The sequence below is a fragment of the Nocardia cyriacigeorgica genome (assembly GCF_029868385.1).
GTDB classification, from domain to species: Bacteria; Actinomycetota; Actinomycetes; order Mycobacteriales; family Mycobacteriaceae; genus Nocardia; species Nocardia cyriacigeorgica_F.
On sequence record NZ_JARWNX010000039.1, the window covers coordinates 12925 to 35041 of the forward strand.

Sequence of the window (22117 nt, forward strand, 5' to 3'; positions counted from 1 at the left end):
CGCCGGGCGCTGCCCCGAGCAGAGAGGGGGTGGGTCGTGTTCGCGCGATCTACCACGATTCAGGCGCAACCCTCCGCTATCGACGCCGGGATCGCGCATATGCGTGATGTCGTGCTGCCTGAAGTCCAAGAAATACCCGGATGCGTCGGACTGTCGCTGATGGTGGACCGAGCCAGCGGCCGGTGCATCGCCACCACGTCCTGGGAATCGGAAGCGGCCATGCGCGACAGCATGGACCGGGTCGGGCCGATCCGGGAACGCGCGATCGCCCTGTTCGGCGGCAGCGCACATGTCGAAGAATGGGAGATCGCCGGTCTGCACCGGGCCCATCTGTCCAGCGAAGGCGCGTGCGTGCGGGCCACCTGGGTCAAGACCGATCCGAGCCGTATCGATGCGGCCGTCGAGGTCTACAAGGCCAGCACCCTGCCCGCGATGGAGGACCTCGACGGGTTCTGTAGCGCGAGCCTGATGATCAACCGCAAATCCGGCCGAGCCGTCTCCTGCACCACCTACGACAATGCCGAAGCCATGCGCCGCAGCCGCGAGCAGTCGGCTTCCCTTCGGGTCGACGCCGCACGGGAAACCGGTGTCGAAGCGCTCGACGTCCGCGAGTTCGAACTGGCGCTAGCGCATCTGCGGGTGCCGGAAATGGCCTGACGGGTTCCGCGGTCCGGTGAGAGACGAGTGAACCGGCGGGTCGTGCGAGTACGACCCGCCGGTTCGCTGTGTCGGTCCGTTCCGCCGCCTCGCCTGGCCGTGTCAGCCGCTCATGCGCCCGCGTCGGACCCCGGAGCCCATTGCCATTGCGGGCCGGGCGGGTAGGGGTTGGCGCCGCTCGGATACAGTTCCGCGCCTGGTGCTCACGCGCGTGTCAGACGCTCACATGCCGAAGGTCGGCGCCGGGCATAGGTTCAGCTTGTATCGGCCGATGACCGGCCGGCCAGTGAGTTTTACCGAACGCGGGGGTCCGCGGCGCAGCGCCGCGCGTCACGTGCGCGACAATCGGGGCCCGCGGATCTGGACCTGGGAGGCGTCGGTGGCGGTGCTGGCATTGGATATCGGGGCGACGAAGTTCGCCGCGGGGTTGGTCGACGCCGCCGGGCAGGTGCATGCGGTGCGGCGGGCGGCGGTGCCGGAGAACGGAGTGTGGGAGGTCTGCCGTTCGCTGCTGCTCACGGTCGCCGATGGTGCGTCGGTGACCGCGGTCGGGATCGGATCGGCCGGGCCGGTGGACGTGCCGGGCGGGATCACGGGTCCGCTGAACATCCGGGAATGGCGCGACGGATTCGCGGTCGTGGCCGCAGTCGGTGCGTTGTTTCCCGACGCCACCGTGCGATTCGCGATCGACGGCGCGTGTCTGGCACTGGCCGAACAACATTCGGGTGCGCTGCGCGGCGTGCGGAACGCCCTGGCGATGACGGTGTCGTCGGGAATCGGCGGCGGCCTGCTCGTGGATGGCACGGTCTGCACCGGTCGTACGGGGAACGCGGGACATATCGGCCACATCGTGGTGCCCGGCTGGGATGTGCCCTGCGCGTGCGGTGGGTTCGGCTGTGTCGAGGCGGTCGCGAGCGGTATGTCCTCGGCACGCTGGGCGAGGGAACAGGGCTGGGTGGGGGAGAACGGGGTCGAACTGGCGCGGGCGGCGGCGATCGGCGATCCGATCGCGTGCGCCGCACTCGCCCGCGCCGGGACCGCGCTCGGCCAGGCCATCAGCTCCGCGGCGGCGCTGCTCGATGTCGACACCGTCGTCATCGGCGGTGGCTTCGCCCATTCCGGCGAACCGCTGTGGGGCCCCATGCGCGCGTCCATCGCCCGGCACGCGGGCCTGAACTTCATCCGCGATCTACGAGTCGAACTGTCCACTCTCACCGACGGAGCCACCCTGGTCGGCGCCGCCATCCTCGCCGCCGATCTGCCGGCCCCGCGCTGAATCGCTGCGCGGCCGCGCGCCTTCCCACCCTGTCGTGCTGTGCCTTTCCGAGTCGCTCGCGCCGTGCTGTGCCTTTCCGAGTCGCTCGCGCCGTGCTGTGCCTTCTCGAGTCGCTCGCGCCGTGCTGTGCCTTCCCGAGCTGCCCGCGCTGCGCTGTGCCTTCTCGACTCGCTCGCGCAGCGCCGCGCCAGTCGCTCGCCTGTGCGGTGCGCTGCGGCGTAGTCCCCCCCACTCTCTGACTGCCCGACCGCATCGGACTCTCGCACCGCGTGGAACCAGCCCGCCCGCCCGTGCTCCGGCGCGTGGCGGGACGTTCTCGGCCACGCTGACACCGACGATCGGGCGCACGGTTCGCTGATCCGCCCGAACTCGGATGGGTGCCTCCGACCGGCGGGTCCGACCCCTCGAGGTGCACGCACGCCGCGAAGCCGACCATGGCAGGATGGCCCGCATGACGTACACCCTCGTGTTGCTGCGCCACGGCGAGAGCGAATGGAATGCCCTGAACCTGTTCACCGGCTGGGTGGACGTCCATCTGACGGACAAGGGCATCGCCGAGGGCAAGCGGGCCGGTGAGCTGCTGGCCGAGCACGGCATCGCGCCCGATATCGTCTACACCTCGCTGCTGCGTCGCGCGATCAGCACCGCCAATATCGCGCTCGACGCCGCCGACCGCCACTGGATCCCGGTGGTGCGCGACTGGCGGCTCAACGAGCGCCATTACGGTGCGTTGCAGGGTAAGAACAAGGCCCAGATCCGGGACAAGTACGGCGAGGACCAGTTCATGCTGTGGCGTCGCAGCTACGACACCCCGCCGCCGCCGATCGAAGCCGACAACGAGTACAGCCAGAACGGCGACCCGCGCTACGCCGGTATCGAGGTCCCGCAGACCGAATGCCTGCTCGACGTGGTGAACCGGATGATCCCGTACTGGGAGTCGACCATCTCCAAGGAGCTGCTGTTGGGTAAGACCGTCCTGGTCGCCGCGCACGGTAATTCGCTGCGTGCCCTGGTCAAGCACCTCGACCAGATCTCCGATGACGATATCGCCGGTCTCAATATCCCCACCGGCATCCCGCTGCGCTACGAACTCGACGAGAACCTGCGTCCGGTGCGTCCGCGCGAATACCTCGACCCGGAAGCCGCCGCCGCCGGTGCGGCCGCCGTGGCGAGCCAGGGTGGCAAATAGGTCACTCGCTACCTCTGTCCCGACCTCTGCGCTGCGTCTCTCCACTGGGGAGGCGTGGCGCAGTTGTTTCACTGCCGCGCGGAGTGCCGGGCCTGCGCCCCTCGGCGAAATCGTAGGTGTACTCCGGTGTTTCGGCCCGAAAAACCACCATCCGTCTGGGTCGGTCGGCACCGACAGGCCCGTGCGGACCCACCGCGCGACCGGCCGCGAGCGCATTAAGTGACTGACGATTATTACTCCCCGGTAAGCGGTGTGTAGGCTGCTGAGCGTCTGACCGGTGGAGAGGTGGGTCACGTCCGATGAAGTACGTCTTACGAGCCGTCGTGGTGTTGGTGTCGACGGTGCTGCTCGTTCCCCTACTGGGACAGAGCGCGCTCGGTGCACCGGCGGTGGCCGGCCCGGACGGTGGCGCGGCGGGCGCGAGCTGGGCCGCCACCCACGACGGAGCCCAGCAGTACCCGAAGATTCACATCGAATGGGATGTGCCCATCACGATGGACGACGGAACGGTGCTGAAAGGCAACGTCTACCGGCCCGCCGACGAGTCGGGGCGGCCGGTCGACACCAAGACGCCGACCATCGTCAACATGACGCCCTACACCAAGTTGGTGTCGAATCTGGCCGATCATGCCCAGTCCATCCCCGGACTGTCGGACGCGCTGTTCGAGCTGCTGCGCCAGATCGATATGACCGGCACCCCGCTGTCCGGCGTCACCGATCTGACCAAGGCATTCGCAGGTGGCGAGCTGCGCAACTTCACCGTGGACCGCCAGCTCATCAAGAGCGGGTACTCGCAGGTCGTGGTCGACGTCCGGGGAACCGGGTTCTCCCAGGGTGTCTGGGACATGCTGCGCGATCGGGAGCAGCGCGACACCATCGAGGTGATCGACTGGGCCTCGCGTCAGCCGTGGTCGACCGGCAAGATCGGCATGAACGGCATCTCCTACTCCGGCATCAACCAGGTGCAGGCCGCCGAGAAGCAGCCCGCCGCGCTGAAGGCGATCTTCCCGGTGGTCCCCGGCAGCGATCTGGCCAACGATGTGCTCATGCCCGGCGGCGGCTTCGGCTTCAACTTCATTCCGCTGTGGCTGACCGCGATCAACGGGCTGAAATGGGTGCCCGATGTGTCCTCGCTGGTCACCGGCAATTTCGATCAGCAGTGGCTGGCCGATCGTCAGGCATCCCCGCTGACTTACCTCGACGTGTTCCTCAACGCCTACACCAAGGTGAACACCGCCGATATCGACCCGCGGCTGCACGGCATGCTCGCCCACAACAGCCCGGAACGCCAAGCCTGGCTCGGTGATCCGATGCGGATCGAGATCCCGACCTTCGTGGTCGGCGGCTGGCACGACCTGTTCACCTACTCCGAATCCAAGATCTACAACAAGATCTCGGTGCCGCCGGGGCAGAAACAGCTGTTGATGGGCAACACCTATCACGTGAACTCCGGCAACGAGTACGGCAAGCCGGGTCTGCCGCCGCGCCTGGATGTGCTGCAACGCGCCTGGTTCGACAAGTGGCTCAAGGGCGTCGACAACGGCATCGACGGCTACGGCCCGGTGACACTGCGCCAGCAGGGCGCGGGCTGGGTCACCCGCGAGGGTTTCGGTACGTCGGCGCCCGCCGATCAGCGGGCCGAACACCGTCGCATGTATCTGTCGGCCGCACCGAGCGGTACCGCGCAGAGCGTGCACGATGGATCGCTGACCCCCGCCGTCGGCGACACCGCCCGCCTGACGGTGGCGCCCGGCCTGACCAGCCTGTGCTCCAACGATGCGGCGCAGGGTAGCGCCGGTGTGCTGTCGGTGATCGACGGATGCGCCAAGGACTCCCGTATCCAGGAACTCAACGGGCTGACCTTCACCAGCGCACCGGTCGCCGAGGCGACCATCATCTCCGGCCCGATCGCGGTGCGGCTCAATACCGTTCAGGACGCCACCGACGGCTACTGGGTGGTGACGGTCAACGATGTGGCGCCCGACGGCCGGTCGACGGTGCTCTCGTCCGGGCAGCTGATGGCCTCGCTGCGTGAGGTCGACGAGGCGGGCAGCACCCGCTCGGCCAACGGCGATTACACCGACCCGCGCCCGTTCACCTCGATCGAGAAGCGCAAGCCGACCGTGCCCGGCGAGGCCACCACCCTCGATATCGGCCTCCCGGCGACCGAGGCGCTGCTCCAGCCCGGCCACCGGCTGCGCGTCGACGTCTACGCGGGCAACTTCCCCAAGGGTCTGCCGATCCTGCCCATGCTCGTCGATACCGGTCTGAAGCCCCAGCATGTGCAGCTGGACCCACAGCGGCCAAGCTTCGTCAACATCCCGGTGCGAGGTAACACCGGCTGGTGATCCCGGCCGTCGACCGAGCCCGAGCCGGGCGCGGCGATCACGGAGGGGAATCGCCGAGCCGTCAGGCTCCCGGCTGTGCGGGCCGCGCGAGCATCACCGCTCGCGCGGCCCGCTCTCGTCTGCCGGATCAGCGCACGGTGCCCGCGGCCGGTCGTCCCTTGCTCGCCTCGATGGGGCCGGTGCTGGCGGCCGGTCGGCGACACGCCGTCATGCACGGGTCGCTCGGGCGCAGCGTCACTTTGGCCGAACAGCAAGTGAACGCCTGGCTAACGTCGCCGTAAGCGGCTGTGACCTGCGTGAAACTTCCCGGACCTGCTGTCACGAGCGCAGCTGGCGACCGTACGATTCAAGGTGTGAGTGTTCCCCAGGCCGTGCTGCTGGCAGTGCTGGCAGCTGTTGTCGGGCTGGCCATCGGCGGGCTGCTCATCCCGTATATGAACGCCAGGCAAGCCGCCCGCAGGCAGGCCGAATCCGGGCTCACCATGTCGCAGGTGCTCGATCTGATCGTGCTGGCGTCGGAAAGCGGTATCGCGGTGGTGGACGAATACCGCGACGTGGTGCTGGTCAATCCGCGCGCCGAAGAACTCGGCCTGGTCCGCAACCGGCTGCTCGACGAGCGTGCCTGGGCGGCGGTGGAGAAGGTGCTGGCCAACGGTGAATCCGCCGAGTTCGATCTGACCGCCAAACATCCGGTGCCCGGCCGCAGCCGCATCGCGGTGCGCGGGGTGGCGCGGCCGCTGTCACGCGAGGAGACCAACTTCACCGTCCTGTTCGCCGATGACGACTCCGAACAGGCTCGGATGGAGGCCACCCGCCGCGATTTCGTGGCCAATGTCAGCCATGAACTCAAGACCCCCGTCGGCGCGATGAGCCTGCTCGCCGAGGCGATGCTGGAATCGGCCGACGATCCGGACGCCGTACGCCACTTCGGGGAGCGGGTCCTCGGCGAATCGCGCAGGCTCGGCAAGATGGTCACCGAACTGATCGCGCTGTCGCGGCTACAGGGCGCGGAGAAGCTACCGCAGCTCGAGGTGGTCGACGTCGACACCGTGGTGATGCACGCCGTCGACCGCTCCCGCACCACCGCCGAAGCCGCCGGCATCACCGTCAGCACGGATCGGCCCAGCGGGCTCGAGGTGCTCGGCGATGAAACGCTGCTGGTCACCGCGTTGTCGAATCTGGTCGAGAACGCCATCGCGTATTCACCGGCCGGATCGCACGTCTCGGTGAGCCGCTCGCTGCGCGGTGAGCACGTCGCCATGGCGGTGACCGATCGCGGTATCGGCATCGCCAAAGAAGACCAGGAGCGGGTGTTCGAACGATTCTTCCGCTCGGACAAGGCGCGCTCGCGCTCGACCGGCGGCACCGGCCTCGGGCTGGCTATCGTCAAACACGTGGCCGCCAACCACAACGGTGAGATCACGCTGTGGAGCAAGTTGGGCACCGGCTCGACTTTCACCCTGCGTATACCGGCACATCACGAGACCGACGGAGAAGAAGAATCCGGCGGCGTGGTGATGAGCAAGAAGGAAACCAGCCCGCGTCCAACAGCGCCGGGCCGAACCAATGGTGTGGAGGCACGCAGATGACGAGTGTGTTGATCGTCGAGGATGAGGAGTCGCTGGCCGACCCGCTCGCCTTCCTGCTCAAGAAGGAGGGCTTCGAGGTCACCGTCGTCGGTGACGGCCCGTCCGCGCTCGCCGAGTTCGACCGGTCCGGTGCCGATATCGTGCTGCTCGACCTGATGCTGCCCGGTATGAGCGGCACCGACGTATGCAAGCAACTGCGCACCCGCAGCGGCGTGCCGGTGATCATGGTGACCGCACGCGACAGCGAGATCGACAAGGTGGTCGGCCTGGAACTCGGCGCCGACGATTACGTCACCAAACCGTATTCGGCGCGTGAACTCATCGCCCGCATCCGGGCCGTGCTGCGCCGCGGCGCCGGTGACGAACTCGACGGCGGTAACGAGAACGGCGTGCTCGAGGCGGGCCCGGTGCGCATGGACGTCGACCGGCACACCGTGCTGGTGAACGGCAAACCGGTCACGCTGCCGCTCAAGGAGTTCGACCTGCTCGAATACCTGCTGCGCAACTCCGGCCGGGTGCTGACCCGCGGCCAGCTGATCGACCGGGTCTGGGGCGCAGACTACGTGGGAGACACCAAAACCCTCGATGTGCACGTCAAGCGGCTGCGCTCGAAGATCGAAGCCGACCCGGCCCGGCCGGAACACCTGGTGACGGTGCGCGGGCTGGGCTACAAGCTCGAGGCCTGAGCGCGGGCGCCCGGTAGCGACCGAACGGGCTCGGGCTTTACGCGGACTGTTCGGTCGCGGGCGGGTCGGTGCGCATGCGGTCGGCGTGCACGGTGGCCGGGTGTACGGCGATCAGCCCGAGTCCGGCGCGGCGGCGACAGTGTCGAGCCAGTTCGTCGTAGGCGGGCTTGCCGAGCAGTTCGGTCAGTTCGGGGCCGTAGGACTGCCAGACCGGTCGGGCGCCGACATGCGCGTCCGGTGAGCCCGAGCAGTACCAGTGCAGGTCGACACCGCCGGGGCCCCAGCCGCGGCGGTCGTATTCGGTGATCACGGTGCGCAGGATCTGCACGCCGTCGGGGCGATCCACCCAGTCCTGGGTGCGCCGGATCGGCAGCTGCCAGCACACGTCCGGTTTCACCTCGAGCGGTTCGATATCGCGGCGCAGCGCCATGGTGTGCAGCGCGCAGCCGACCCCGCCCTCGAAGCCGGGACGATTGAGGAAGATGCAGGCGCCGTCGTAGCGACGGGTGCGCAGGGCGGGCTCGTCTTCGAGGTCGTCGAGTTCCAGATAGCCCTTCTTGGTGACCTTGCCCTCGTCGTTGCGGGCCTGGTCCATCAGCTGCCAATCCTCGGGTGTGAGCATTTTCACAGCCTTTTGCAGGCGCTTGCGATCGTCGGTGTCGGCGAGGAAGGCGCCATGGGAGCAGCAGCCGTCATCGGGTCGGTCGTCGAGGATGCCTTGGCAGGCGGGCGTGCCGAACACGCACGTCCACCGCGACAGTAGCCAGGTGAGGTCGGCGACGATGAGATGCTCGTCGTTTGCCGGATCGACGAATTCGATCCACTCACGCGGGAAATCGAGGTCGACTTCGGGGGTCGGGTCCATCTTTCCCGCTGGTCGCGGCCGGGTCTGGCCGGTTGCCGCTGCGCCTGCCGTCACACCTGTCGACGCTAACAGTTCGGTCGCCTGACCTGAAGCTCGCCTCCACCGGTGCGCCACCGCCCCGGCCACCTCGCGCGACCACGAGTACCGTGTTCATGTGCGTCTCGGGGTACTCGATGTGGGCAGCAATACCGTTCACCTACTGGTGGTGGACGCGCATCGGGGTGGCCATCCGATGCCGATGAGTTCGACGAAAGCAACGTTGCGGCTGTCGGAAAACATGGATGACCAGGGCAAACTCACTCCGGCCGGTGCGCAGCGGCTGATCGAGACGGTCAAGGAATTCGCCAGCATCGCCGAGACGTCGCGCTGCGTCGAGCTGATGCCGTTCGCCACCTCCGCGGTGCGCGACGCCACCAATTCCGATGAGGTGCTCGCGCGGGTGCGCTCGGAGGCGGGCGTCGATCTGCGCGTGCTGTCCGGCGAGGATGAAGCCCGGCTCACCTTCCTCGCGGTCCGCCGCTGGTACGGCTGGAGTGCGGGCCGCATCCTCAACCTCGATATCGGCGGCGGCTCACTGGAACTGACCAACGGCGGCGACGAAGACCCGGACATCGCGCTGTCATTGCAGCTCGGCGCGGGCAGGCTGACCAGGGAATGGCTGCACGAGGACCCGCCGGGCAAGCGCCGGGTCGCGGTACTGCGCGACTGGCTGGACGCGGAACTGGTCGCCCCCGCCAAACAGGTGATCGATGCGGGTAAACCCGATCTGGCCGTCGGCACCTCGAAGACGTTCCGTTCGCTGGCGCGCCTCACCGGGGCGGCGCCGTCGGGCGCGGGGCCGCGGGTGCGTCGTACACTCACCAGCTCAGGTCTTCGTCAATTGATCGGCTTCATCTCCAGGATGACCGCCTCGGACCGGGCGGAGCTGGAGGGCGTGAGTTCGGACCGGTCCCAGCAATTGGTGGCCGGTGCACTGGTCGCGGAGGCGAGTATGCGGGCTCTATCGCTGGACAGCATCGAAATTTGTCCGTGGGCGCTGCGGGAGGGACTGATCCTGCGCAAACTGGATACCGATATGAACGGTGGACCGCTTGTCACGCGCGCACCGGGTACGGCCGCCGACAGCAGCGCGCCAGCACCCGGCGGCGCGACGTCGGCGGGCCCGATCGAAACGGTGCCTTCATGAGTGAGGATTCCAAACAGCTATCGGTCGCCGAACTGCTGGCTCGTAACGGCCAGCAGGGCGCGGCCTCGTCCGGCGGCGGACGCCGCCGCCGGGGCGGACGCGGCCTCTCGGTCGCCGAACTGACCGGCGATCTGCCGGTGATCGATGGTGGACGTTCCGCACATTCGGCGCCCGACGAGGACGCGGCCGAACCGGAAGCACCCGCGTCCGGTGGTGCGCACGGCGTCAACGGCGTCAACGGATCGTATGGCGCGAACGGATACGGATCCGCTTCGGCGCCCGCCCACTTCTCGGCTCCTTCCTACGAATCCCCGACCTCCTACGAGCCGGACCAGGCGTTGTCGCCCATGTCCGGCCCGATCACCCGATTCGATCCGCTCGCCGGTGACACCGACACCGAACCGCGGCGCCGATCGCGCCACAGCGCCCCGGAGTCCGAGGCGGGCCCCGTTGTCGCCGGTCAGCCGCTGCCGACCGGCGACGCTGCCGGTTCCGGCCGGGCCGGACGCCGCCGCAGGCGCGCCGACCCCGACGACGAGTACGACGCCGAACCGCAGGCACCGGCCGTACCCAATGCCACCGACCCGATGCGCCGCAGCTGGCAGCCGGTCCCCGAGACCTCCAACGGTCGGGACAGTTCGGTCAGCGGCCGCGCAGCACGCCGCAGGGCAGCCGAAGCCGCCGAGGCGCAGGCCGAAGCCGAGGTCGCCGCCGACGCCCAGGCTGCCGCACAAGCGCAAGCCGCTGCGCAAGCCCAGGCCGCCGCCGAGGCTCGGGCCGCCGCCGAAGCCGCAGCCCAAGCGGAGGCCGCGGCACAAGCCGAGGCAGCAGCTCGAGCTCGAGCCGCAGCCCGAACCCGCGCCGCAGCAGATGCGGAAACCGCGTCCCGCGCCCCCGCTACCCGATCCAGAGGCGCACGACCGGACGCTCCGCCCCCATGGACCCCGCCGGTGAACGGTTTCGGGCCAACTCCACAGCAGCAGTGGCAGCCCACCGAGCAGATCGGCCCGCCCGCCCCGCCGAACCGTCCCGACCCTGGCCCGGCGACGGCGGCCTGGACCCCTCCGCCGGTCAACGGCTACTCCCCGACACCGCAGTCGCCCGCCGAACAGGGCCCGGCGACGGTCACCTGGTCACCGACCGCCAACGGTTTCGCACCGGGCCCCACAGCGGCACCCGAACCACCCGCCCGCGATACCCGTCCCGAACTGCCGCGCCGACGGGAGGCGCAGGGCGAGAACGGTTTGCCGGCCTGGTCGGCGCGCAGGCATCGCCCCGGCTCCGGGCCGGAGACCGGCGGTATTCCGACGGCCGCATGGTCGCTGGCCAGTCAGGACCAGCAGCTGGTTTCCGGTCAGACCGTGGCGGGCGATCTGCTGCGCGACGGCGTCGAACGGGCCGAGGCAGACCGTAAGGGTCGCGGCCGCGCGGCCGTCGCCGAGCCCGATGATCAGCGCACCGACGTCTACCGTCCGGTCGCCCCCGCCGACGACGATCTGGACGACGAGGCCGACGACTTCTACGACGACGATGACCTGCTCGACGACGACCTCGATGACGAGGACGACGACGAGGCCGAATCGTCCTGGGGTCGCCGCACCGCGGCCCTGAGCCGCACGTCGAGCTCACTCCGACGCAAGGCGGGCGCTCTCGGCAAGGTGAAAACCCTCGCCGGTGCGAAGGCCGCGACGCTCGGTAGAGCCACGACGCTCGGTAAGAGTTCCACCACCGGCGCGACCGCCTCCGCCGGTGCGGTAGCGGCGGCCCGCGGTTCGCGCAGCGCCCGCAAGGCCGAGCACGATGCCAACAAACGGCAGTGGATGATCCTCGGCGGCCAGAGCGCGGGCGCGGCGGTCGCGGGCATGTTGCTGTTCAAGGGTTTCGAGCGGATGTGGGAGATGCTGCCCTGGGTGGCGCTCGCGCTGGCCATGGTCGTGATCCTCGGCCTCGTCGCGCTGGTGCGGATCCTGCGGCGCACCGACGACATCCTCAGCACTGTGATCGCCGTCGTCGTCGGCATCTTTGTGACGCTCGGCCCGCTAGCCTTTCTTCTCAGTACGAACTGAGTAGGGAGCGGCTGTGGGGAATATCGGGCAGGCGGACGAGACCAGCGTGGTGCCGGGCCATACGGGCGCGGCGGGGGACTCCGATGCCGCGCCCGAACGCGGCCGGATCCGCGTCGGTCTGTCCACGGCTTCGGTGTATCCGCAGAACACCGAGGCAGCCTTCCGCTATGCCGCCGAATTGGGTTATGACGGCGTCGAATTGATGGTCTGGGCCGAACCGGCCAGCCAGAGCATCGCCACCGTGCAGGCCTATGTCCGCAAGTACGGCACGCCGGTACTCGCCGTGCACGCGCCCTGCCTGCTCATCTCCCAGCGTGTATGGGGCCCGGACCCGGTGGCCAAATTGGAGCGCAGTGTCCGCACCGCGGAGGCGCTCGGCGCCGACACCGTCGTGGTGCATCCGCCGTTTCGCTGGCAGCGCCGCTATGCCGAGAACTTTCCCGCACAGGTGGCCGAGCTGGAGGCCGACAGCTCCGTGGTGGTCGCGGTGGAGAACATGTTCGCCATGCGCGCCGACACCCTGTTCGGCCGCCGTGGCGGTGCCGCAAAGCGCTTGGAACGGCGTGGTGGTCCCGGACTCGCCCTGACCGCGTTCAGCCCGTCCTACGATCCGACCGACACCGGCTTCCAGCACTACACCCTCGATCTCTCGCATACCGCGACAGCGGGCGCCGATCCGCTCGCGCTGGCCGCGCGCATGGGGCCCGGCCTCGCGCATCTGCATCTGGCCGACGGACGTGGCGCGGCCCACGATGAGCATCTGGTTCCCGGCGACGGGACGCAGCCGTGCGTGGAAGTGTGTGCCGCGCTGGTGGAATCCGGGTTCTCCGGTCACGCCGTCGCCGAGATCAACACCCAGAACGCGCGAACCACCGCCGACCGGGCGGCCATGCTCGGCCGGACGCTGGCCTTCGCCCGTGAACATCTCAACGGGCTCCCCACGCCAGCGCCGAAGTCGCCGCGCAGCGAATCCGTCTGATCAGTTCCTCTTTGTGGGGGAATATCGATGTGCCGGTACCGACTTGTACGCTGTACGAACGACGAGGCCGCACGACAGGAGTGATGATGACGACGGATCTGACCGCCGATCCCGATCAGGCCACCGCCGCCCCCTTCGGCCAGGTGTGTGCGCTCACCGAACTCACCACCACCGATCAGGACACGGGGCGCTACGCCGGCACCATCGACCCGATCTGGACGATCGGCCCCAAGGTGCACGGCGGCACCATGGTCGCCGCGTCGGCGGCCGCCGCGACCAGCTGGCTGCGCACCGTCGACCCCGAACGCACCGCCATGGCGCCCATCGCCGCGAGTTCCGATTTCCTCGGCGCCCCGGAGCCCGGCGCGGTGGAGTACGAGGTGAGCGTGCGCAAGGTCGGTCGCCAGATCTGTCTGCTCGACGCGACGCTGAGTCAGGGCGGGCGGGCCATGGTGCGCACCGCGTTCACCTTCGGTCATCTCGACGACGCCGAGACCCCACCCGCCTACGCCCCGTCGCACACCGATATGCCCGCCGAGCCCGGCGCCACCGCCATCTCGTACGACCCGGATTCGTCGATGGGCCGGATCGTGCACGTCGCACAGGGCGCGGATCTGTGCATCGACGGCGAATGGGCCAGGTTCCTCGCGGGAGAAACCGGCGAACCGCGACTGCGGCTGTGGATGCGCCCGCGCGAGGGCGATCAGAACGACCCGGACGTATCGATGTACTTCGCCATGATGGCCGCCGATATGAGCCCACCGGTCCCGGCGAACCTCGGCACCTTCGGCTGGGCGCCGACCGTGCAGATGACCACCTATCTGCGCCGCAGGCCCGCGCCGGGCTGGCTGCGCATCATCGCCACCACACACGAGGTCGGCGGCCGGATGTTCGACGAGGATCAGCTCGTCATCGATGCCACGGGCGCGGTGGTGGCGCAGAGCCGCCAGCTCGCCCTGATGCCGACTCCACGCCGGTAGCGGCGCAGGCGCTCGTCGCGACCGGTCCATGCCGTCCGCGGCCGGACTGTTGGCAGTACGTCTCGTCGGCCGTCTAGCCTTATGGCTCATGACCAGAATTGCTGTGATCGGTGGCGGGCGGATCGGCGAAGCGTTGATCGCGGGGTTGCTCGAGTCCGGGCGGGCCGTCAAGGATCTGGTGGTCGTGGAGACCCACGCGGATCGGGCCGAGGTGCTCGCCGACCGGTTCGGGATCCGGGTGACCGATTCGGTGACCGATGCGGCCGTCGGCGCGGATCTGCTCGTCGTCGCGGTCAAACCGGGCGATATCGATTCGGTGCTGGTCGACCTCGGTAAGGCCGAACTCGGCGGCGATCGCGATCAGGTGCTGGTCTCGCTGGCCGCTGGCGTGCCGACCGCACGGCTGGAGAACAAGCTACCCGCCGGATTCCCGGTGGTACGGGTGATGCCGAATACCCCGATGCTCGTCGGACAGGGTATGAGCGTCGTCGCGCCCGGCCGCTACGCCAAGGCCGACCAGCTCGATCTGGTCTCCGATGTGCTCGGCGCCGTCGGCAAGGTCGCGGTGGTCCCGGAGACGCAGATGGACGCCGTGACCGCGGTATCTGGTTCCGGGCCCGCGTACTTCTTCCTTGTCGTCGAGGCGATGGTGGACGCGGGCGTCGGCCTCGGCCTGACTCGCGACGTCGCCACCCAGTTGGTGGTGCAGACCATGGTCGGCTCGGCGGCCCTGCTCGAGGAATCCGGTCAGCATGCCGCCGATCTGCGCGCGGCGGTCACCTCACCGGCCGGAACCACGGCTGCGGCGCTGCGCGAACTGGAGCGCGGCGGTGTGCGTTCGGCGTTCCTCGAAGCCCTGCACGCGGCCAAGCATCGGTCGATGGAACAGGGCATGGCCGCGGAGTAGCCAGCACATTCCCAGCATACGAACCGATTTCTCACTCCCGTCGCAGCAATCCCACTGGTCCCGCTAAGCTTCAAGGAGCACGTGCGTGTCTGTTCCGCCGGTGGGGAAGCCGGCGGCGCGGACGTGCCGGAGGTCAGTGGTGCGATGATGTCTTCGAACAAGATGTCTCCAAGTGGTGGCGGTTCGCCACAGGGACAACCCGTGCTCGGTGGAGGAACCCAGTTCCTCACTGTCGCCGAGGTAGCAAATCTGATGCGGGTGTCGAAAATGACGGTGTATCGGCTGGTGCACTCGGGTGAACTACCCGCGGTACGCGTCGGCCGGTCGTTCCGGGTGCATGCCAAAGCGGTGCACGAATATCTCGAGACGTCCTACTTCGACGCGGGATGAGTCGATTACCGGCGCCTGTGTCCGGGCCGGTACGATGGACCCTCGGTTCGTGTTCACGCACCGCGGCTACCGCATGTTCGTGGCCCAGGTGGCGCGAACATTGGGAGTGAGGCTTGCCGAGCGACCGGACAGTTGGCGTACGTGAGTGCGTGCGCGCCGAGTAGAGAGAACGCGAGGAACACCCTATGGGTTCTGTGATCAAGAAGCGCCGTAAGCGCATGTCGAAGAAGAAGCACCGCAAGCTGCTTCGTCGTACCCGCGTGCAGCGGCGCAAACTCGGCAAGTAAGCACTGATGACAGCAGAAGGGCCCGTCACCTGTCAGGTGGCGGGTCCTTCATTTTGAAATACCGAGATTTGAAACCTGGCGTGTTTCCGGTGACTGAAGTCATCGTTAGAAGCCGGTTAAATCTCCCGGCAGCGGGTAGGGCAGCAGTTAGTCTGGAACGGGAATAAAACCGAGGGGGCTCGAAGGTGGGACGGCCCGGTGCGTATGGACGTTGAGGCTAGTAGGGGCGCACGATTGCCCGACGTGGTGATGGTGACCGGCGCGGCCAGGTTCTTCGGCGGCAACGTGGTCTCTCGTCTGGCCAAGGACGAGCGGATCTCGCGCGTCATCGCGGTGGATTCACTCACCCCGAGCCCGGAACTGCGCAGGCGTATGGGCCGGGCCGAATTCATCCGCGCCGATATTCGTAATCCGTTGATCCGCAAGGTGGTCGCGGGCAACGAGGTCGACACCGTCGTGCACACCGCGGTGCTCTCCCATCCCACCGCGGGCGGTAGCCGCGCCGCCATGAAGGATCTCAACGTTCTCGGCGCCATGCAGTTGTTCGCGGTGTGCCAGAAGGCTCCTGCGGTGCGGCGGGTCGTGCTGCGTTCCTCGTCTGCCGTGTACGGCGGCAGCGCGAAGGATCCGGCCAAATTCACCGAGGAGATGGGCGCGCGCACGCCGCCGAGCGGCGCGTTCGCCCGCGACATGATCGAGATCGAAGGTTTCGTGCGCGGACTGGCCCGGCGCCGTCCCGATATCGCCGCGCCGATCCTGCGTTTCGCGCCGATCGTCGGGCCACGGCTGGCCGGGCGCGGCGCACAGTTCCTGCGTTCACCACTCACGCCGACCGTGCTCGGTCGTGACGCACGTATGCAGTTGTTGCACGAAGAAGACGCGGTCGCCGCCCTGGTGCATGCGGCACTCGGTGCACCGGGCGGCACGTTCAATATCGCGGGCGACGGGGCTCTGGCGCTGTCGCAAGCGGTTCGCCGTGCGGGCCGGGTCGCTATGCCGGTCCCGTGGGGGCTCTTCCGCACCATCGGCCGCACCCTCATGGGTCCGGTGATGCGCGATTTCAGCGCTGAACAGCTCGACTACTTCCATTTCGGTTGTGGCCTGGACACCACGCGTATGCGCACCGAGCTCGGATTCGAGCCGCGCTGGACGACGGTGCAGGCGTTCGACGACTTCATCGGGGGCGCAGCGCTGCGGCCCATTATCGATCCCACCTGGATCGATGCCGCGGAAAACAAACTGCTCGGCCTGGTAAAGGCCGGTACGGGAGCACATACATGAACGATGTAGCGAAAGTGATTCAGCTGCACGATCTCGCCGTGGAACCGCGCCCGCGGTCCGCGCCGCCACGGGACTGGAGCACCGCGGTCCCCGCCGTCACCTCATTGACCGAACGGCTGGCCGCCGCCGCGCCCGCCGCACCGCAATCGCTGGCGCAGCTGGTGCGCGGAGCGCTCGGCACGCAGATCAGCAAGACCGCCGAATTCGCCCGCCGTAGGCTGACCGGCGACTATCAGGTCGACGAATTCGGCTTCGACGAGCATCTGCTCGAATCGGTGATACTGCCCGCACTGCGCCCGCTCTCGGATTTCTGGTTCCGGGTGCAGGTGAGCGGGATGGAGAACATTCCGGAGGTCGGTGGCGCGCTGATCGTGTCCAACCACGCGGGCACCGTTCCGCTGGACGGGCTCATGCTCCAGCTCGCCATCCACGACCATCACCCCAAACAGCGCGCACTACGCCTGCTGGCCGCCGATCTGGTGTTCGAGACGCCGGTGCTCGGCGTGCTTGCCCGCAAGGCCGGACACACCCTCGCCTGCCGCCCGGACGCCGAGCGACTATTGCGCTCCGGTGAGCTGACCGGTGTGTTCCCCGAAGGCTTCAAGGGCGTCGGCAAGCAGTATGCCGACCGGTACAAATTGCAGCGCTTCGGTCGCGGCGGATTCGTCGCGGCGGCGGTGCGCACCGGGGTGCCGATCATCCCGTGCTCGATCGTCGGATCCGAGGAGATCTACCCCAAGCTCGCCGATATCAAGCCGCTGGCCCGACTACTCGGCTTGCCCTATTTCCCGGTGACGCCGACCTTCCCGCACCTCGGCCCGCTCGGCGCGGTGCCACTGCCGTCGAAGTGGTACATCGAATTCGGCAAGCCGATCGCCACCACCGGCTACGAGCCCGAGGCCGCCGACGATCCGATGACGATGTTCGAGGTCACCGACCAGGTCCGCGAAACCATCCAGCAGACCCTCTACAAACTGCTCACCAAGCGCCGCAACCCGTTTACGGGGTAGAGCGCACACCTGCCCGCTGGACAGGGCGGCCTCGAGGAGCCCGTTCGCGGCCCGGCTGGTGGATTTCCGGGGCGGTTGCGCATGCCGAAGGTGAACAATGGCCCGGAAGCACAAGCCACCAGAGGGCTGCGAACACGCCACGCCAGCGGCAATCAGACACTACGGCGTCGGGTGATCGCCGCCGCCACGGCTCCACCGGCCGCGCCGACGGCCAATGCGGTCGGCACGCCGATCTTGGCGGCCTTACGGCCGGTGCGGAAATCGCGGATCTCCCAGCCGCGGTTCTTGGCGACCTCACGCAGATCCGAATCGGGATTGATCGCGACGGCCGTACCGACCAGCGACAGCATCGGCACATCGTTATGGCTGTCGGAATAGGCGGTGCAGCGCTTGAGGTTCAGGCCCTCACGGATGGCGAGCGTGCGCACGGCATGCGCCTTGCCGAGCCCGTGCAGAATGTCGCCGACCAGGCGTCCGGTGAACTTGCCGTCCACGCTTTCGGCCACCGTGCCGAGCGCGCCGGTGAGCCCGAGACGTTTGGCGATCACCTGCGCCAGCTCCACCGGCGTCGCGGTGACCAGCCACACCTGCTGGCCCGCGTCCAGATGCATCTGGGCGAGTGCGCGGGTGCCCGGCCAGATCTTGTCGGCGATGATCTCGTCGTAGATCTCCTCACCGAGCGCGGCCAGTTCGGCGGTCGGGCGGCCGGCGATGAATTCCAGCGCCTTCTCCTTACCCGAGGCCATATCGGTGCTGTTCTCCTTGCCCGTGACCCGGAACTTCACCTGCTTCCAGGCGATATCGACCAGATCGGAGGTCTTGAAGTATTTGCGGGCAGCCAGACCGCGAGCGAAATGCACGATCGAGGCGCCCTGCACCATGGTGTTGTCGACATCGAAGAACGCCGCCGCCGTCAGATCGCGGGGAACCTCCGGCCCCTCGGTCTCCTCATCGGCGGCCGACGCCAGCTCCGCGTCGTGGAGCGCCAGCGCCGCATCGGCACTGGCCTCACCAGCCAGATTGGCCCGCAGCTCCTCCTCGCTCGGGCCGAACGGGCTGCGCGAGATGCGGGCGAGCTGATCGGTCAGGCCCTGGCCGAGTGGGCCCAGGTTCCATCGCGCCGGGAACTCGCCGAACCGTCCAGCGATGAATCCGGTCCTCGCCACCCTCGATCGTTCCGGCACCAGTACCTCCGCCCGTCGCGCTCTGCCGAATTTGCGGTCTCCCGGTGCCCTGCGTGGTTACGCAAGCTGCCTCCTCCGGGCCCGTCGCTCGACCGCTGTCGAGTCGGAGGGGCCTCTGGTCCCGTCGGCTCGACCGCCGTGTTGGATCGCGCCTGACCGGGCCCGTGCGGTGACAGATTCCACTGCCGCCCGGCCGTGACCTGCCAGGCGCAAGCCACGTCCAACAGTAACCGGATTCCGCCCGCCAGACCCCAGGACCGTGCGCAGCGGCACTCGCGTGGCGAGGGGATTTAATAACGTCCATGACCAATCCCACAGAAAGTGCCGGATCCGGTGCGCGTCCGGAGGTGACCCTGCTGACCAGGGCGGGTTGCGGAATGTGCGGTATCGCACTCGAACAGCTGCGCCTCATCTGCGCCGATTTCGGTATCGAGGTGGCCGTCGTCGACGTCGACGCCGCCGCTGCCACCGACCCTGGCCTGCGCGCGGAATACGGCGACCGGCTTCCTGTGGTGCTGCTCAACGGTCGTGAGCACAGCTATTTCGACGTCGACGAAGCGCGATTGCGGGCCGACCTGAGCCGTTGATCGGCGCGTCGGGCGGCGCTGCGCTGGTCGCGGGGGAAAATGAGGCCAATTTCACCGACTTTGTGCAGGGCTTCACAAGCGGTTACGGTGGTGGCACGCGACCCGCGGGCCGAGGATTCTCGAGAGCTTTCTCGAGCAGCGTTCTCGAGTGTGCCTGGCGCGCGGTGAATCAACCCGACATTCGATCCCGTCACCGGAGCAGCCCGGGACGGAGGTCACAGACGAACCGGACCTGATGTTCAGGACGGGCGAGGAGCCGAGGACGTGACAGAGCAACATGAGGCGCCGGGTGGCGTCTCCAAGGCTCTGCGATCGAGCGACGGGCCCGAGGGCGGCAGCTCGCGTAACCACGAGGCCGCCAATCGTACCCATAAGGACATTCCGCAGGCGACGGTGGCGCGGCTGGCCACCTACCTCCGAGTCCTCGCCATGTTGGCCGACGACGGTGTGCTCATCGTATCGAGTGAGGAACTCGCTGTCGCGGCGGGTGTCAATTCCGCGAAGCTGCGCAAGGACCTGTCGTTCCTCGGCCCCAATGGTGTGCGTGGCGTCGGCTACGACGTCGCCAAGCTGCGGACCAGGATCGAAGACGTGCTCGGCCTGTCGGAGGGCCACCGCGTGGTGCTGGTCGGTGCGGGGAATCTGGGGCGGGCGCTGGTCGGTTACGGCGGATTCCGGCGCCGCGGTTTCACCGTGGTCGGCATGTTCGACAACGATCCAGCGGTGATCGGGCAGTCGGTGGCCGGACATCGCGTACACGACGCCGCCGAGTTGGCCACGGCGGTCACCACCCTCGAACCGACCATCGCCGTGATCGCCGTCCCCGACGACGCGGCCCAGCAGGTCTGCGATGCGCTCGTCGCCGCCGGGCTGCAATCGATACTGAGCTTCGCCCCCTGTGAGCTGGTGGTTCCGGCCACGGTGGAGGTGCGCCGGGTGGATCTCGCCGTCGAGATGCAGATGCTGTCGTTCGAGCGGGTCCGCAATGCCGAGACCGAACAGGCCGCGGTCGGCGACTCGATCCCTGTCGCCCATCCGCTCGGGCCGGGTCGGTCGGCACGCCGGGCGTCGAATACGCATCCGCAGCCCGCGCATCCGGGCCGCGCCCATCCGGCAACCCCACAGCATCCGGCAACCTCGCATTCGGCAACGGAGCCAACCAGCAAGGGATCGGTGGTCACACCATGAGTGTTCTTCTCGTCGGCATCTCCCATCGCAGTGCCCCGGTCTCGGTGCTGGAGAAGGTCGCGATCACCGACTCCGATCGGCCCAAGCTGATCGACCGGCTGCTGACGTCGAGCCATGTCTCCGAGGCGATGATCGTCTCCACCTGCAACCGGGTCGAGGTCTACGCGGTGGTCGACGCCTTCCACGGTGGTCTCGCCGAGGTCGGCGACCTGCTCACCAAGCACTCCGGTCTGCCGCTGCCGGATCTGACCAAGCACGCCTACGTGCGCTACAGCGAGGCCGCCGCCGAACATCTGTTCGCGGTCTCCAGCGGCCTGGATTCCATGGTGATCGGCGAGCAGCAGGTGCTCAGCCAGATCCGCAGCGCCTACGCCACCGCCGACGCCCAGCAGGCCGTCGGGCGCACCCTGCACGAACTCGCCCAGCACGCGCTGCGGGTCGGTAAGCGGGTGCATTCGGAAACCGGGATCGACCGGGCCGGTGCCTCGGTGGTGTCGGTGGCGCTCGATCGCGCGAACACGGTGCTCGGACCGCTCGCCGGACGGACCGCGGTCGTGGTCGGCGCCGGTGCGATGGGCGGACTCGCCGTCGCGCACCTGTCGCGGGCCGGCATCGACCGCATCATCGTCGTCAATCGCACCATGGAGCGGGCCGCGCGCCTGGCCGCCACCGCCGAGACGCACGGTGTCACCGCGGAAGCGATGGAGCTGTCCCGGCTGACCGAGGCGATGTCGGTGGCCGATGTGGTGATCACCTGTACCGGCGCGGTCGGCGCCGTCGTGACGCTGGCCGACACCCATACCGCACTGGCCGACCGCAACCGTGCGGGTGAGCGTCCGCTGGTGTTCTGCGATCTGGGCCTGCCCCGCGATGTGGAGCACGCGGTGGCCGGGCTACCCGGTGTCACCGTCATCGATATCGAGACCCTGCAACGCGATCCCGCCGCCGGCGCGGCTGCCGACGACACCGTCGCGGCCCGCACGATCGTGGCCGACGAACTCGCCAAATACCTTGCCGGACAGCGCATGGCCGAGGTCACCCCGACCGTCGCGGCGCTGCGTCAGCGCGCGGCCGAAGTGGTGGAAGCCGAACTGATGCGGCTGGATTCGCGGCTGCCCGGCCTGGCAGATCCCGACCGCGACGAGGTCGCGCGCACCGTGCGCCGTGTGGTGGACAAACTGCTGCACGCGCCGACGGTGCGGGTCAAGCAGCTGGCCTCGACGCCGGGCGGCGACAGCTATGCCGAGGCGCTGCGCGAACTGTTCGAACTCAAACCCGGTGCGGCGCAGGCGGTTGCCGCGCCGATGGAGATCCATGCGCTCCCGGCCGGTGGTGAGCGCAATGGCGCGACCTTCGCCGCCGAGGACAGCGAGATCACCTTGGCCGACGATTTCACCGCCGGTCATCTCGGCGACGAAGAGGAGCAGACGGCGTGAGCGGGTCAACGGCCGGCGACGGCGCC

Annotated in this window: 20 protein-coding genes; 18 read left to right on the forward strand and 2 right to left on the reverse strand. The window is 68.3% G+C overall.

Translation table 11 applies throughout. The features are described from left to right. Positions 1 to 36: 36 nt before the first annotated feature. The 6 genes from QH168_RS09405 (at position 37) to QH168_RS09430 (ending at position 7745) form a co-directional block, all read left to right on the forward strand. Complete coding sequence (locus QH168_RS09405; RefSeq protein ID WP_280234140.1) at positions 37 to 657, forward strand: antibiotic biosynthesis monooxygenase; 621 nt, start codon at positions 37 to 39, stop codon at positions 655 to 657. A 379-nt stretch (positions 658 to 1036) separates the two neighbouring features. Then, a complete protein-coding gene (locus QH168_RS09410) occupies positions 1037 to 1933 on the forward strand; it encodes an ROK family protein (protein WP_280234273.1) in 897 nt (298 codons plus the stop codon). A 451-nt stretch (positions 1934 to 2384) separates the two neighbouring features. Then, positions 2385 to 3122, forward strand: a complete 738-nt coding sequence (locus tag QH168_RS09415) for a phosphoglyceromutase (protein ID WP_280234141.1) — start codon at positions 2385 to 2387, stop codon at positions 3120 to 3122. A 299-nt stretch (positions 3123 to 3421) separates the two neighbouring features. Beyond that, entirely contained in the window at positions 3422 to 5470 is a 2049-nt protein-coding gene (locus QH168_RS09420) for a CocE/NonD family hydrolase (protein ID WP_280234142.1), read from the forward strand. Between the two features lie 353 nt (positions 5471 to 5823). After that, positions 5824 to 7059, forward strand: a complete 1236-nt coding sequence (locus tag QH168_RS09425; protein ID WP_280234143.1) for a sensor histidine kinase — start codon at positions 5824 to 5826, stop codon at positions 7057 to 7059. Continuing rightward, positions 7056 to 7745, forward strand: coding sequence for a response regulator transcription factor (locus QH168_RS09430; protein WP_280234144.1), 690 nt, complete (start codon positions 7056 to 7058; stop codon positions 7743 to 7745). Before QH168_RS09425 ends, QH168_RS09430 begins: the two co-directional genes overlap by 4 nt. A gap of 37 nt (positions 7746 to 7782) precedes the next feature. Here QH168_RS09430 and QH168_RS09435 read toward each other — a convergent pair whose 3' ends face one another. Further along, a complete protein-coding gene (locus QH168_RS09435) occupies positions 7783 to 8610 on the reverse strand; it encodes a hypothetical protein (RefSeq protein ID WP_280234274.1) in 828 nt (275 codons plus the stop codon). Between the two features lie 154 nt (positions 8611 to 8764). Between QH168_RS09435 and QH168_RS09440 the strand changes: the two genes are divergently transcribed. The 9 genes from QH168_RS09440 (at position 8765) to QH168_RS09480 (ending at position 17696) form a co-directional block, all read left to right on the forward strand. Continuing rightward, positions 8765 to 9796 carry a Ppx/GppA phosphatase family protein gene (locus QH168_RS09440; protein ID WP_280234145.1) on the forward strand — a complete coding sequence of 344 codons (1032 nt, stop codon included), beginning with the start codon at positions 8765 to 8767 and terminating at the stop codon, positions 9794 to 9796. Further along, positions 9793 to 11862, forward strand: coding sequence for a hypothetical protein (locus QH168_RS09445; RefSeq protein WP_280234146.1), 2070 nt, complete (start codon positions 9793 to 9795; stop codon positions 11860 to 11862). Before QH168_RS09440 ends, QH168_RS09445 begins: the two co-directional genes overlap by 4 nt. A 46-nt stretch (positions 11863 to 11908) precedes the next feature. Further along, positions 11909 to 12841: a sugar phosphate isomerase/epimerase family protein gene (locus QH168_RS09450; protein WP_432421069.1), complete on the forward strand. Its 933-nt coding sequence runs from the start codon at positions 11909 to 11911 to the stop codon at positions 12839 to 12841. A gap of 86 nt (positions 12842 to 12927) precedes the next feature. Then, complete coding sequence (locus tag QH168_RS09455) at positions 12928 to 13821, forward strand: thioesterase family protein (RefSeq protein ID WP_280234147.1); 894 nt, start codon at positions 12928 to 12930, stop codon at positions 13819 to 13821. An 88-nt stretch (positions 13822 to 13909) separates the two neighbouring features. Then, positions 13910 to 14728, forward strand: a complete 819-nt coding sequence (gene proC / locus QH168_RS09460; protein ID WP_280234148.1) for a pyrroline-5-carboxylate reductase — start codon at positions 13910 to 13912, stop codon at positions 14726 to 14728. 144 nt (positions 14729 to 14872) lie between these two features. Further along, positions 14873 to 15118, forward strand: a complete 246-nt coding sequence (locus tag QH168_RS09465; protein ID WP_036540611.1) for a helix-turn-helix domain-containing protein — start codon at positions 14873 to 14875, stop codon at positions 15116 to 15118. A gap of 185 nt (positions 15119 to 15303) precedes the next feature. After that, positions 15304 to 15405, forward strand: coding sequence for a 30S ribosomal protein bS22 (locus tag QH168_RS09470; protein WP_003402602.1), 102 nt, complete (start codon positions 15304 to 15306; stop codon positions 15403 to 15405). Positions 15406 to 15639: 234 nt separating this feature from the next. Then, positions 15640 to 16686 carry an NAD-dependent epimerase/dehydratase family protein gene (locus QH168_RS09475; protein WP_280234149.1) on the forward strand — a complete coding sequence of 349 codons (1047 nt, stop codon included), beginning with the start codon at positions 15640 to 15642 and terminating at the stop codon, positions 16684 to 16686. Further along, a complete protein-coding gene (locus QH168_RS09480; protein ID WP_280234150.1) occupies positions 16683 to 17696 on the forward strand; it encodes a lysophospholipid acyltransferase family protein in 1014 nt (337 codons plus the stop codon). Before QH168_RS09475 ends, QH168_RS09480 begins: the two co-directional genes overlap by 4 nt. A 152-nt stretch (positions 17697 to 17848) precedes the next feature. Here QH168_RS09480 and QH168_RS09485 read toward each other — a convergent pair whose 3' ends face one another. Then, entirely contained in the window at positions 17849 to 18805 is a 957-nt protein-coding gene (locus QH168_RS09485; RefSeq protein WP_280234276.1) for an HAD family hydrolase, read from the reverse strand. 377 nt (positions 18806 to 19182) lie between these two features. Between QH168_RS09485 and QH168_RS09490 the strand changes: the two genes are divergently transcribed. The 3 genes from QH168_RS09490 (at position 19183) to QH168_RS09500 (ending at position 22091) form a co-directional block, all read left to right on the forward strand. Beyond that, on the forward strand, positions 19183 to 19467 hold the full coding sequence (locus QH168_RS09490; protein ID WP_280234151.1) for a glutaredoxin family protein: 285 nt from the start codon (positions 19183 to 19185) through the stop codon (positions 19465 to 19467). Positions 19468 to 19731: 264 nt separating this feature from the next. Next, positions 19732 to 20655, forward strand: a complete 924-nt coding sequence (locus QH168_RS09495; protein WP_280234152.1) for a redox-sensing transcriptional repressor Rex — start codon at positions 19732 to 19734, stop codon at positions 20653 to 20655. After that, complete coding sequence (locus tag QH168_RS09500; protein ID WP_280234153.1) at positions 20652 to 22091, forward strand: glutamyl-tRNA reductase; 1440 nt, start codon at positions 20652 to 20654, stop codon at positions 22089 to 22091. Before QH168_RS09495 ends, QH168_RS09500 begins: the two co-directional genes overlap by 4 nt. Positions 22092 to 22117: the final 26 nt, after the last annotated feature.